Origin of the sequence: Silvibacterium sp., assembly GCF_047605705.1 — a bacterium.
In the GTDB taxonomy this organism is placed as follows: Bacteria; Acidobacteriota; Terriglobia; order Terriglobales; family Acidobacteriaceae; genus Silvibacterium.
This window is the reverse complement of record NZ_JASGFD010000031.1, coordinates 1-12,697: the sequence shown is the minus strand read 5'-3', so window position 1 is coordinate 12,697 and position 12,697 is coordinate 1. Positions and strand designations below refer to the sequence as shown.

The following is a 12,697-nucleotide window of genomic DNA, read 5'->3' as shown; positions in this document are numbered from 1 at the left end:
TTTGGCCACATCCTCACACACCTCGCCCGCGCTTTCGCCGGGGCCGGGATTTCAGAATGAGGATGTAAAGAAGCCTTGAGGATGGAACCGCGTGGTGCGTAACCACCCGGTATCTCATGATATATCGGCACCCCTCCGGAGACGAAATAGGACCGCTGCCGCAGAGCGAGTCGCCTTCGGCACTGCTCCCCGATAGTCGCGAGCCGGGGCGCCCAAGGAGCTTCCTGAACCCTATGCTCCGAGCTCCGCACCCTCTTCAATGCTGCTTGAAGTACTGGACTTCCCGCTCGTGCTGCTTTGCCTTATCGAGGCTTGAAAACGTGCCCAGATTGCGCCGTTTCCCCGTCGAGGCGTCTTTCTTCCTCGAATAAAGCCGATACTCGCCGGATTTGAGTTTACGGATCATGCAGAGTTCGATGGCTGGGGCAGATAGATGGTGGCCACCCGCGCTCGTTCAATCCCCCCCGCACCCTGCCTTTCCTGCGAGAATCCAATCAGCATGCCTGAATTGCCTGAAGTAGAAACCGTCGCCAATGGGGTGGACGAGCGGATTCGCGGTGAGCGGATCGAAGGGACGTGGTTCAGCAGCCATCGCGAGCCGTTCAAGGCCACGCCGCAGGCGATGTCCGAGGCGCTTGCCGGACGGCGTATCTCGCGCGTGTACCGCGTGGGCAAGCACATTGTGATGGATCTGGCCCCCGATGCGGGCCGTGGCATCGCGGATGGGACGGCTCCGGTAGAAGCGCAGTGGATTGTGCACCTCGGCATGACCGGGCGGCTGCTGGTTTCGGCCGCGGCGGTGCCCGTGCCGCCGCATACCCATGCCGTGCTCGAGCTGAGCTCCGGCCGCGAGTTGCGGTTTGTGGATGCGCGCCGCTTCGGCCGCCTCGATCTACGGCATCTTGCTGCTGGAGAAGGATTTGCGGGGCCGGGACACGAGCCGCTGACCATCGGCGCAGAAGAATTTGCACAGCTTTTCCGGGGGAGGAAAACTCCGATCAAGGCGGCGCTGCTGAACCAGAAGCTGCTACATGGGGTGGGCAATATCTACGCGGACGAGAGCCTGTTCCGGGCGGGCATCCGGCCGACGCGGATGGCCGGGCGGCTGACGCGGGCGCAGCTGGAGGCGCTGCGGGTGGCGCTGCAGGCCGTGCTGCGGCATGCCATCTCGCTGGGCGGCTCGTCGGTCTCCGATTACGTGGACGCGGACGGCGTGGCGGGCTTCTTCCAGCTGGAACACCGGGTGTACCTGCGGACGGGCGAACCGTGCACGGTCTGCGGGACGCCGATCACGCGGACGCTGGTGGCTGGACGGGGCACGCATTATTGTCCCCATTGCCAGAAGTGAGTCTCTCGGTAGATGATGCGGGAATCAGGTTTTGAAACTATTGTTTCCGGCCTGCGTCCATTGATCAGCAATCAACCTAACTCCCGGTGAGCGAGGCGTAAGTCTCGAAATCATCGGAAAGCTGACAAGTTATTCTTTTGCTCCTGCAAAATGCCGGGGATGTCCTCCGACAACAGGGCACTTGCCAGCCGGGTTATTTCAGCGTACTATCGTGTTTGCCTATCGAGCGGCTGACGCCAGCCTCATGTTGAGAGGGGCTCGCCGCAATTCTCGAGAGTCAAGCCGGTTCCAACTGCAGCTCCCCGCCGTGTATCTATACGGATGAGCAGGGATGCAGCGGCTGGAATCGAAGTGGGTCAACAACACATCCGTTGTCCGGGTTTCGAAGCATTTTGTCTCCATTGCGATCTGTCAATCCGTCCGATTCGCCCTTTGCCACCTGCCAGCGGCGTCATCGTCCCCTACGGATCCATCACGTAGCGATGGGAGTTCCATCTTTCCGGCACCTCTAACGGCAAAGCGGCAGCGCATACCGGAAGCCGCTGCCTTGAGAACGGTGCGAAAGCACCGATAGAGCAGTCATTACGCACCAGGAAGTGCACGCATGAGCACAGAGCAGAACCAGCCAGAGGCCTCCCAAGGGGAAGCCCAGCTATCCCAGCAGGGTCAGGGCCAGGGGCACCGCAGACGCCGTCGGCGGCGGAAAAACAAGGGTGGCGCACAGGCCGAAGGCCAGGGCGCTCCGCAGCAGCAACAGCCGCAGCAGAACCAGCCCCGCCAGCAGCAGCCGCAGAAGGCCAAATCCAGCCAGAACCGCTATTTCCAGAAGAACAACAACGGAAATGGCAATGGGAACGGCAACGGAAATGGTGGCGGCCAGCGCCGCAAAGGCGGCGGAGGCAAGCAGAAGAAGCAGCAGGCCTTCGTCGGCCCCATGGATCACATCTATCGCGGCGCGAATGGCAACATCGCCGATGCTCCGCCTTCGACCATCGATCTGCGCATGGTGAACGGCAATGTTGGCTCCTACGGCAACGAGCACACCTATCACGAGCCGCCACCGCCGACCATCCGCGAAGACGCGCCCACCCGCGTGTTCTGCTTCATCGAAGACCTCTTCTTCCTCGCGAAGATCCAGGAAGTCTCGAAGAAGACAGGCGTGAAGGTCGCCTTCGTGAAGGCCGAAAAAGAGGCGCTCGCCAAGCTGACGGACAGCAGCGAAGAAGAACGTCCGGCGCTGATCGTTTTCGACCTGAACAACGCGAACGCAAAGCCGCTGACGACGATTCCGAAGCTGCGCGCGAAGCTCAAGAAGGGCAAGACGTCCATCATCGGATTCCTCTCGCACGTGCAGGGCGACCTGAAGGTAAAGGCCGTGGAAGCCGGCTGCGACACGGTGATGCCGCGCTCGGCCTTCTCGCAGAACCTGCCAAACCTGCTGCGCCGCCATGGCGCGGAGGAAGAGGAAGAAGAATACGGCGTGATGGTGAACTAACTGCTTCACGCAGGGCGGATCGCCTTCGGCCTCCGCTCCCTCTGGTCGCGACTCAGTTCGGGAAGCCAGAAAGCCCTCGCATCCTTGTGGATGCGAGGGCTTTTTCTTTGCTCATCGAAGGGCTTGCGGCTAACTCAGCAGGCTTCTGGTTAGTTTTGAGGAGAACTGCAGGTTCCTCCACTTCGCGAGACGCTTTGCGCCTCGCTCCGGTCGGAATGACAGATCAGTTCTGAGCCTGAGCCCTATGCCCAGGGCCCTGAGCTCTGCGCTCTGTGCGCTATCTCTTCTTCTTTTTCTTCTTCGGATAGGGGATGGACTGCGCTGCATCCTGCTGCATGCTGCGGCGGGAGGCGCGGCTTGGCTTACCACTGCGCTTCGTGCCCGGGGACTTCTTCTTTGCATTCGGGCCTGCGACGTTGATGGCAAAATCGGGGATCGGGCCCTTCCTTCGGCCCTTCTTCGGATTCCTGTTGGTGGCCTTGCCGATGCCCTTGCGCGCGGCCTTCTTGGCCACGGGCTCGGTTTCGCGCCTTTCGCCCTTCTTCGTCTTGCCCCTGGTGCGAGTCTTCCCATCGGACAGCTGCGCGAGTTCCTCTTCTTCGAGCAGGATGCCGAACTGCAGGCGCTTCTGCGGCCCATCGATGCGCTCGAGCACGACGCGCACACGCTGTCCGATACGGAACTTGCGGCCCCAGCGCTCACCGATGATCTCGCGCGTGTTCTCACGATAGCTGTAGTAGTCGCTGTCGAGTGTGCCGAGGCTCTGGATGGGCACGAGGCCTTCGACAAAGAGGTCATCGAGCTCGACGAAGAGACCGTACTTCGTCGCCGAGAGAATCATCGCGCTGAAGTCCTCACCGACGCGGTCGCGCATGAACTTGAGCTTCTTCCACTCGACCAGTTCACGCTCGGCATCGGCGGCGCGGCGCTCGTTCTCGCTCGATTCTCCGGCAATGAGCTGGAGGTCGGTCTCGGAGATCACCTCAAACGCAGGCGCCTTGGGCACGGCGCTGATGCGCAGCGCGGGCTCCTTGCCGGGCTTCGTCTGCTTCGCATGCGGCTCGCCTGCGGAGAGCACGCCGTGGCCGTCCACTCCGGCTGCAAGCAGCGCCTTGGCGATGCGATGAATGATGAGATCGGGATAGCGGCGAATGGGCGAGGTGAAGTGCGTGTAGCTGGGCGCGGCGAGCGCGAAGTGCCCTTCGTTCCTCTCGCTGTACTTGGCCTGCTTGAGCGAGCGCAGCATGAGATAGGCGACGATGCGCTCCTCCGGCTTGCCTGCGATCTTCGCGGTCAGCTTCTGGTACATCTTCGGCGAAATGGCAATGTCGCCTGCGACCTCATGCTGGCGCGCGTTGCGGCTGCCACCGCGGCCTTCGCCCCGGCGCTCGCGGCGTTCGCCTCGCGTCTGGAAGGTCTTCACCGGCAGGTTGCCGACGCCGAGCGAGTATCCGAACGAGGCGGCCATCTCTTCAAACTCGACGACGCGACGCGGTTCGGGCTTCTCGTGGATGCGGTAGATCGAAGGCACGGAGAGATTTTCGATCCACGAGGCGACCGACTCGTTGGCCGAGAGCATGAACTCTTCGATGAGGCGATGCGCCCAGTTGCGCTCCGAGCGCGTGACCGCCTTCATCGCGCCAAACTCGTCGAATTCGATGATGGGCTCGGGCAGATCGAAGTCGATGGAGCCGCGGCGATCGCGCTTGTGGTGCAGGATCTCGGCAAGCTTCTGCATGCGTTCGAAGGCAGGCACGAGCGGCGCGAACTCGGCACGCGTGGCCTCATCGCCATCGAGAATTTTATGCACCTGTGTATAGGTCATGCGGCGCGCGGAACGGATGACGCCCTCGGTGACTTCGTAGTCGACCACGTTGCCGCTGGGGTCGATGTTCATTAGGCAGGAGAGCACGAGGCGGTCTTCGTCGGGGCGCAGGCTGCAGATGTCGGTCGAGAGCTCCTGCGGGAGCATGGGGATGGCGCGATCCGGAAAGTAGACGGAGTTGCCGCGCAGGCGCGCTTCGAGGTCGAGCGCAGTACCGGGACGCACGTATTCGGCCACGTCTGCGATATGCACCTGCAGACGCCAGTGGCCGGTGGCCTCATCCTGCTCGACAAGCACCGCGTCGTCGAAGTCGCGGGCGGTTTCGCCGTCGATGGTGACAATAGGCAGATCGCGGAAGTCGCGGCGCGAAGCAACAAGATCAGGATCGAGATGCGCGACGGCACGCGCTTCTTCGAGGACGTTCTCCGGGAAGGTGTGCTGCAGATGGTGCTTGCGGATGACCATCTCGACATCGACGCCGAAGTCATCTTCGTAGCCAAGAATCTCGCGAATCACGCCGCGCGCCGGGCTGTGCGGCGTGGGCCACTGCGTGATCTCGACGTTCATCACCAGGCCTTCGAGATTCTCCGGATCATAGACCTTTGCCGCTGCTTCCTTGCCGAGAACGCGGTGCGGCGTAACCGTGGTTTCCGGCAACTCGGCGTCATATGGAATGAAAACAGGCTGCCCCATGCGCTCGTCGACGGGGCGAATGTAGTTGCCGGGCGCGCGTTCACTGCGCGAATAGTGGAAAACGCCGACGACGGTAGCATTGCGGCGGGTGAGCACGCGCACGATGCGGCCGAGACGACGGCCATCATTCCGCGCCGGGGCGACATCGACCAGCACCTGGTCGCCCTGCATGGCGCCGCTGATCTCGTTCGGCGGAATGAAGATGTCTTCGCCGCCCGACAGGCGCTGGCCTTCGTTGGGGCGCACGAAACCAAAGCCGTCGCGGTGCAGATCGAGGCGGCCGGCGATGAGATTGTCGCGGCTGGCAGCAGCTTTGGCGATCGCCCACTGCTCTTTGTCGACCTTGGTGAGATGGCCGGCGGCGGTGAGACGGGCGAGATGCTCGAGCAGCAGGCGGCGTTCGCGGCCGCCACCGAGCGAGAATTCGCGCACCAGTTGCTTGTAGCCGGCACGCTGGCCGGGAGAGCGTTCGATGTGGCGCAGGAGTTCACGGTCGGTCATATCTCTTGATGGTACGGCACATGGGTTCGCGGGGTTGCGTTCTGTTGCTGCAACTGCGGTGCTATTTCCCACTCAAGACAACAGCGGGTTTGAATGGGGCACCGCGAGATCCTGCGAACCCACGTCTCAGAATCGAGACGGGGCACCCGGACCCTCGATAACGTTCCTCCACTCCGCGGCCGGAATGACAAGCCTTTTTCGCGCTGTGCTCTGGGCCCAGAAGCAGAACAGGTAAAAACTGCCGCGCGTGGGAAGTCTTTTCCTGCCCGACCGGGCAGAAACGAACCGGGGGTTCCGCGAAGGTTACGAGGTGTAGGCCTGCAGCGGGGAAAAGAGCCGGGGACGCGTGCATTTTCCTGCCATCCGTGGGTAAGATCGAAGCGTGGCGCACGAGCGCAGATAGGCTGCGTGGCAATTGCATGCGCAGGCTCAATCCGCTCCCAGGCTGTACGTGTGGGCTTACGTGTCACCGTCGGGCGAACGCTTCCCGCAGTCCACCGGGGCCGGAAGGGAACAGACCCTGTTATGCCTTTTCCCGTGGTCGCCGTTGCCAGGGAGAATCGGGCCAGACGAGACGGAGGACGAAGGCTTTGGCAATTCCAAGGCAAGGACGACAACGAAGTATGGCCCGATTTGCCCTGCAACCCGGAGGGCTGGGGCCAGTTTTCCCCATCTCTTCGTCGCATACTGCTCGGATATGTTTAATATCCGTCGCGGTATGCTCCTCGATCTGATGAAAATTGGCTCCCAGCGGCACCCGCGGGAAAAGGCATAACAGGCTCCAGCTAACCAGAGAGGAACAGACGAACGATATGTGGAAACCCAACCAGTCCAGCAACTCTTCCCAGACGCCTTCGAACGAGCCGGTCCGCCCGGCAGCGCCCGCAGCACCGGCCAGCTATGAGCCGCCCGCGCGGACGCCCGCGCCCAGCGCCTCCTCGGCGGCCTCGAGCGAGCAGGCCACCATCGGCAAGAGCCTGGTGGTGAAGGGCGAGGTTACGGGTTCGGAATCGCTCTACATCGACGGCAAGGTCGAGGGCGCGATCAACCTGCCCGGCAACCGCGTGACCGTAGGCCGCAATGGTCAGGTTTCGGCGAACATCACGGCGCGTGAGATCGTGGTGCTCGGCAAGGTTCGCGGCAACATGACGGCCAGCGACCGCGTGGATATCCGCAGCGAAGGCTCGCTGACCGGCGACGTGGCTGCGCAGCGCATCTCGATCGAGGACGGCGCCTTCTTCAAGGGCGGCATCGACATCCGCAAGCCGGGCAACGAGGCGAAGGCTGCTCCTGCGGCCGAGCCCGCCAAGACCCCGGTGGCCGCGCAGGCGTAAACCGGCCCCAACTACCGCAAAAGCCCCGGAGACGATCCGGGGCTTTTGCATTTGCAGCGGGCCGGTGCGCATCCTGCTGTGCGCTGTTTAGAATGGGGCGTCCTTTCGGGACACCCCATCACGCACATGAAACCACTCCGCCTGCTGCTGCCCCTCCTCGCGCTGTGCCCTGCCGCTCTCAGCCGCGCCGAAGTCACGCTTCCACATCTGCTGAGCAGCCACATGGTGCTGCAGCGCAATCGCCCGATCCACCTGTGGGGATGGGCCGATCCGGGCGAGTCTGTAACAGCTACGCTGCGCGGCAACTCCGCTACGGCCAAAGCCGACGACCTGGGGCACTGGAGCCTCTACCTGCCGGCAGAGAAGGCCGGAGGGCCCTACCAGGTGACGATCGCAGGCTCGAACCGCATTGTGCTGGACGATGTGCTGATCGGCGACGTGTGGGTAGCCTCGGGCCAATCGAACATGGAGATGCCGCTCACCGGCTGGCCCGGCGCGGAGATGCAGAACAGCGCGGAGGAGATCAGGAACGCCACCCAGCCGCAACTGCGGTTGATGCTGGTGCGCAAAGCGGCATCGCCATATCCGCTGCACGATGTGAATACCGAGCCCCAGACCAGCCAGCCTGACAGCTGGACGCTGTGCACGCCGGAAACGGCGGCGAGCTTCTCCGCGGCTGCGTATTTCTTTGGGCGCGAGGTTGCCGCAAAGGAGCACGTGCCGATCGGGCTGATCGACTCGACCTGGGGCGGCACGCCGGGCGAGGCGTGGGTGAGCATGGATGGGTTGGCGAACGATCCGGGGCTGATGCCGATCTTCAAGCAGTGGGCCGACACCTCGCGCGACGCAGGCGACGTGCCACGTCTGCAGGCGGCGGAGAAGCGCGCGGACGACGCAGCCGCTGCGGCCGGCAAACCGAAGCCACAGCATCCGTGGCATCCGGACCTGCGCTCGTGGAATCCATCGTGGCTCTATAACGGAATGATCTCTCCGCTGACGCCGCTCTCGGTCAAGGGCGTGATCTGGTACCAGGGCGAGACGAACAGCGACGTAAAGCGGGCGCTGAGCTATCAGCGCATCTTTCCGGACCTCATCGAAGACTGGCGCAAACAGTGGAGCGAGGGAGATTTCCCGTTTCTCTTCGTACAGCTTTCGAGCTTTCGCTCGACGGCAGGCGAATACTGGCCGGCGATCCGCGAGGCGCAGCGGCGCACGCTCAAGCTGACGAATACAGGCATGGCCGTGACGATCGATATCGGCAACCCGGGCAATGTGCATCCTGCCGACAAGCAGGATGTGGGGCACCGCCTGGCGCTGGCGGCACTGGGCACGGTCTACGGCGAAAAGGTGGAGGACTCAGGCCCGCTCTTCCGGCAGGCGACGCCCGCGGGCGCGGCGCTGGATGTCTGGTTCGACCATGCTGATGGATTGACGGCCAAGGGCGGCGAGCTGACCGGCTTTGAAGTTGCTGGCGCGGACCGGAACTTCGTAAAGGCCGAGGCAAAGGTGGAGCATGGCGAGGCCGGCGAGCATCTTTCCGTCTCCAGCAGCTCGGTAACGCAGCCCGTCTACGTGCGCTACGGCTGGCAGAACGCGCCGACGCCGACGCTGAACCTCTACAACGCAGCAGGATTGCCGGCCTCGCCGTTCACCTCGGAGACAAGCATTCCCGCTCCGGACCCGGCACACCCGACGAACTGAGCCACACGTAGAACCCTCACCAAAGTCAATTGACAGCATAGGGAAACTGGCGGAATCCGGCACCATGAGCATGGTCGAGGATCTCCGCCAGGTCTTCTGAGCAGGTCTTTCAGGATTTTCTGGCGCCTGAGCTGCGCTCTCTCGGCACCCGTAAAAGCGGCAAGCGAGATTGCCGAGGCGCAATATCGCATGGTTCGAGCGCAGATCAAAGCACTTGAAGAAAAAATCGACGCGATCCATCGAGAATCCCTGATTCGGGATGAGGCACAAAAAAGCAGACTTGAGCTGCGCATGGACCAGATCCTCCACGATATCGGTGTAGATAAGAGGCTGGCCCGCCTCGAAGCCCGGGACCTGCAGTAATCCCATTTCCTCTTTCGTCCGAAGAGCGTTCTGTCTCGCAATACGCGGGATGAGAGAATCCAGCGCATGGAGAACTTCCGGCTGAAGGTCTTTCGCGCCGTGGCCGAGGCGCTGAGCTTCCGCAAGGCAGCGGGCCACTTGCATATGAGCCAGCCTGCGGTAAGCCAGCAGATGCATGCGCTCGAAGAAGAGCTGGCTCAGGCCGAGCTGCACGCCCGATAAGAAAATCCAATCGGCCTTCGATTCTTCACGCTGTATTTCGAATCGCCATCGGCGTGAGATAGAGCCATGGCAAAGGACCTGTTCTTCCTCGGCATCATTCTCGCCGCGGCCGGATTTCTCTCCCCGCCGCGGGCATCTCCCTGGCGCTGGCCCTGGGTTGGCTGCTGGGTCGCCTGCTGCACGTCGAGAAGACGCAATCCTTCCTCATCTCAGCGGGAACCGCAGTTTGCGGCGGCAGCGCCATCGCTGCGCTCGGTCCGGTGACGGCGGCAACGGACGGCCAGATGGCCGTGTCGATGGGGACGGTCTACATCCTTAACTCCGCCGCGCTCTTTCTTTTTCCGGCGATCGGCGCGGCACTGCACCTCTCGCAGACGCAGTTCGGGCTATGGTCGGCGCTGGCCATCCATGACACAAGCTCCGTGGTAGGCGCAGCAGCGAAGTACGGCGCAACCGCGCTCGAGGTCGGCACAACAGTGAAGCAGGCGCGGGCGCTCTGGATCGTGCCGCTGACCGTGGGCATCGCCATCGCTGACAGAAAAACCGGGCAGCGCGGCATGATTCATCTGCCGTGGTTCATCCTGTATTTTGTCGCAGCGGCGGTTGCGAATAGCTATCTGCCTTTGCAGCACCTGCACTGGGCATCGGGACTCTATCCTTCACTGACGCGGCTGGGCAAGCTCGGCCTGGCGGTGACGCTGTTTCTGGTGGGCACGGGCATCACGCGGCAAACGATCCGCGAGGTGGGCGCGCGGCCGATGATCCAGGGCATCCTGCTGTGGGTCGTGGCGGCAAGCGCGTCCCTGTGGGCGATCTGGCGGGGATACATCCACCTGTAAGCTTTTCGCGAGACGTTGCCGGGAACGGCGTTTACACTCTTGCCATGCTCCGCAACCGCTTTTCCCTTTCCGCTCCCCGCATGGGCGCACGCAATCGCAGCGTCTGCCTTGCGTTCGCGCTTGCTGCTGTCAGCCCCTCGATACTGGCCCAACAGACGGGCGAAATCCACGGCAAGAACGGCATTACGCTGCCGCCCCCGCCGGTGGCCGCCGTGAAGCCTGTTACCGACGATTACTTCGGCACGAAGATCACCGACAACTACCGCTGGATCGAAGGGCAATGGGCTCCCGAGACCCGCGCCTGGATCACAGCCGAAAACGAATACACGCAGAAATATCTTTCACAGGTGAAGAATCGGCCCGAGATGGTGCAGGGTCTTACCGCGCTGCAGCGTATCGACTCCTACTCCATGCCTTCGCTGGAGGGCGGAAAATATTTCTTTGAGAAGCGGCTGGCGGATGAGAACCAAGCGTCGATATACGTGCGCAACGGCTGGACCGGCGCGGACGAACGGCTGGTGGATGCAACGAAGCTGAGCACGGACCAGAACACGTCGGTGAGCATTAACGATATCTCGGACGACGGCAAGCTGCTCGTCTACGGCGTGCGCCAGGGCGGAGCGGATGAAGAGTCGATCCACATCCTCGACGTGGATGCGAAGAAAGACCTCTCCGATTCCCTTCCCTCCGCGCGCTACAGCGGGGTGAGCCTGAGCCCGGACCACAAGGCTCTCTACTATGCGCGCTTCGAGCACAGCGGCACGACGGTATGGCTCCACAAGCTGGGCGACGATACAGCACACGACGAGAAGATCTTCGGCGGCGAGTATCGCGGCGAGAAGCTGGGAGAACTGGCGCTGATCGGCGCCTATGTGACGGACGATAACCACTATCTCGTCCTCCCCATTTCGCATGGCGTGCCTGCGACGCGCGACGATATCCTCATCCGCGACCTGCGCAAGCCCGGCAGCGAGTTTGTGCCTCTCGTTTACGGCGTGGAAGCCCACACCAGCATGCACGAGGTGGATGACCGCTTCTTCCTGATGACGGATTACGAGGCCGCGAACGGACGCATCGCCGAAGTGAAGCCGGGCGAGACCGCCGCGCAGTGGAAGACGCTGATCCCCGCGGATAAAGACGTAATCGACAGCGTGAGCATCACGGGCGGCAAGCTGTTCGTCTCGCGCCTGCATGACGTGAAGAGCGAGACGACAATCTACACGCTCGAGGGCAAGCAGATCGGCACATTGCCCTATCCCGGCATCGGCTCGGGCTCGGTAGTGTTCGGACGGCCGCACCAGGACGAAGGCTTTTACACTTTCCAGTCCTTTATTACGCCGCCGACGATCTATCGCTACAACACGCGCACCGGCCAGACGGATGTCTTCGCAAAGCCGAATGTTCCGTTCGATTCGGATAAGTATGAAGTGACGCAGGTCTTCTATACCTCGAAGGATGGCACACGCGTGCCGATGTTCATCGCCGGGAAGAAGGGCCTGCAACGCGACGGCAAGACACGCCTGCTGATGACCGGCTACGGCGGCTTCGATCTGCCGGAGACTCCGGCGTGGAACGCAGAGTATGCCTATTGGATGGAGCAGGGCGGCTATTTCGCGTTGCCTAACCTGCGCGGCGGCAATGAGTACGGCGAGCCGTGGCACAAGGCAGCGATGTTCGGCAACAAGCAGAACGTCTTCGACGACCTGTTCGCGGCGAGCGAATATCTGATCAAGAACGGTTACACATCGCCCGAACACTTTGCCCTGCGCGGGCGCTCGAACGGCGGCCTGCTGATGGGCGCGGCGATGACGCAGCGGCCGGACCTGTACGGCGCGATCTGGTGTGGCTATCCGCTGCTGGACATGCTGCGCTACCAGAAGTTCGAATTCGGACGCCTTTGGACGACCGAGTACGGCAGCGCGGAGAACGAGAAGGACTTTCCTTATCTTGTGAAATATTCGCCCTACCAGAACGTGAAGCCAGGCACCAAGTATCCGGCGATCATGTTCTTTACCGGAGACAGCGACACGCGCGTCGATCCGCTACATGCGCGCAAGATGGCGGCGCTGATGCAGGCCTCGAGCGGCAGCGATCGCCCGATCCTGCTACACTACTCGCTCAAGGGCGGACACAGCGCAGGCGTCTCGGTGAAGCAACTGGTAGACGACGAGGCGGACGAGCTCGCCTTCCTGTGGAACGAAACGGACTGACCGTCCAGGCCTTTCGCCTTCGGGGACTGACCGTCCAGGTCTTCGCCTTCGGGGACTGGCCGTCCAGGCCTTTCGCCTTCGGCTCCCGCTCCCGCTGGTCGCGATTCAGGGCTCAGGGCTCAGGGCTCAGGGCTCAGGGCTCAGGGCTCAGGGCTCAGGGCTCAGG

At 62.6% G+C, this 12,697-nt stretch carries 10 protein-coding genes; 8 read left to right on the top strand and 2 right to left on the bottom strand.

Annotated elements, in window-relative coordinates:
• Positions 1–256: 256 nt before the first annotated feature.
• Entirely contained in the window at positions 257–406 is a 150-nt protein-coding gene (locus tag QM649_RS12360) for a hypothetical protein (RefSeq protein ID WP_415199350.1), read from the bottom strand.
• A gap of 93 nt (positions 407–499) precedes the next feature.
• Here QM649_RS12360 and QM649_RS12355 point away from each other — a divergent pair, with 93 nt between their 5' ends.
• Together QM649_RS12355 and QM649_RS12350 are read left to right on the top strand one after the other, a co-directional pair.
• Positions 500–1,348: a DNA-formamidopyrimidine glycosylase gene (locus QM649_RS12355; RefSeq protein ID WP_415199349.1), complete on the top strand. Its 849-nt coding sequence runs from the start codon at positions 500–502 to the stop codon at positions 1,346–1,348.
• A gap of 604 nt (positions 1,349–1,952) precedes the next feature.
• A complete protein-coding gene (locus QM649_RS12350) occupies positions 1,953–2,843 on the top strand; it encodes a response regulator (protein ID WP_415199348.1) in 891 nt (296 codons plus the stop codon).
• Between the two features lie 277 nt (positions 2,844–3,120).
• Here QM649_RS12350 and QM649_RS12345 read toward each other — a convergent pair whose 3' ends face one another.
• A complete protein-coding gene (locus QM649_RS12345) occupies positions 3,121–5,862 on the bottom strand; it encodes a ribonuclease R family protein (RefSeq protein ID WP_415199347.1) in 2,742 nt (913 codons plus the stop codon).
• Positions 5,863–6,674: 812 nt separating this feature from the next.
• On the opposite strand from QM649_RS12345, the gene QM649_RS12340 reads away from it, so the two are divergent.
• The 6 genes from QM649_RS12340 to QM649_RS12315 all read left to right on the top strand — a co-directional run bounded on the left by QM649_RS12340 (position 6,675) and on the right by QM649_RS12315 (position 12,531).
• Complete coding sequence (locus QM649_RS12340; RefSeq protein ID WP_415199346.1) at positions 6,675–7,196, top strand: bactofilin family protein; 522 nt, start codon at positions 6,675–6,677, stop codon at positions 7,194–7,196.
• A gap of 126 nt (positions 7,197–7,322) precedes the next feature.
• Positions 7,323–8,897 carry a sialate O-acetylesterase gene (locus QM649_RS12335; protein WP_415199345.1) on the top strand — a complete coding sequence of 525 codons (1,575 nt, stop codon included), beginning with the start codon at positions 7,323–7,325 and terminating at the stop codon, positions 8,895–8,897.
• A 189-nt stretch (positions 8,898–9,086) separates the two neighbouring features.
• Positions 9,087–9,260, top strand: a complete 174-nt coding sequence (locus QM649_RS12330; protein ID WP_415199344.1) for a hypothetical protein — start codon at positions 9,087–9,089, stop codon at positions 9,258–9,260.
• A gap of 66 nt (positions 9,261–9,326) precedes the next feature.
• The gene (locus QM649_RS12325) at positions 9,327–9,482 is read left to right on the top strand and encodes a helix-turn-helix domain-containing protein (protein ID WP_415199343.1); all 156 of its coding nucleotides are present in this window, start codon (positions 9,327–9,329) and stop codon (positions 9,480–9,482) included.
• A 113-nt stretch (positions 9,483–9,595) separates the two neighbouring features.
• The gene (locus QM649_RS12320; protein ID WP_415199386.1) at positions 9,596–10,321 is read left to right on the top strand and encodes a YeiH family protein; all 726 of its coding nucleotides are present in this window, start codon (positions 9,596–9,598) and stop codon (positions 10,319–10,321) included.
• A gap of 44 nt (positions 10,322–10,365) precedes the next feature.
• Positions 10,366–12,531, top strand: coding sequence for a prolyl oligopeptidase family serine peptidase (locus QM649_RS12315; protein WP_415199342.1), 2,166 nt, complete (start codon positions 10,366–10,368; stop codon positions 12,529–12,531).
• Positions 12,532–12,697 lie beyond the last annotated feature (166 nt).

Bases quoted from the DNA above. Each gene is read 5' to 3' on its own strand.
- QM649_RS12360 (WP_415199350.1), bottom strand. From the start codon at position 406: ATGATCCGTAAACTCAAATCCGGCGAGTATCGGCTTTATTCGAGGAAG.
- QM649_RS12355 (WP_415199349.1), top strand. From the start codon at position 500: ATGCCTGAATTGCCTGAAGTAGAAACCGTCGCCAATGGGGTGGACGAG.
- QM649_RS12350 (WP_415199348.1), top strand. From the start codon at position 1,953: ATGAGCACAGAGCAGAACCAGCCAGAGGCCTCCCAAGGGGAAGCCCAG.
- QM649_RS12345 (WP_415199347.1), bottom strand. From the start codon at position 5,862: ATGACCGACCGTGAACTCCTGCGCCACATCGAACGCTCTCCCGGCCAG.
- QM649_RS12340 (WP_415199346.1), top strand. From the start codon at position 6,675: ATGTGGAAACCCAACCAGTCCAGCAACTCTTCCCAGACGCCTTCGAAC.
- QM649_RS12335 (WP_415199345.1), top strand. From the start codon at position 7,323: ATGAAACCACTCCGCCTGCTGCTGCCCCTCCTCGCGCTGTGCCCTGCC.
- QM649_RS12330 (WP_415199344.1), top strand. From the start codon at position 9,087: ATGGTTCGAGCGCAGATCAAAGCACTTGAAGAAAAAATCGACGCGATC.
- QM649_RS12325 (WP_415199343.1), top strand. From the start codon at position 9,327: ATGGAGAACTTCCGGCTGAAGGTCTTTCGCGCCGTGGCCGAGGCGCTG.
- QM649_RS12315 (WP_415199342.1), top strand. From the start codon at position 10,366: ATGCTCCGCAACCGCTTTTCCCTTTCCGCTCCCCGCATGGGCGCACGC.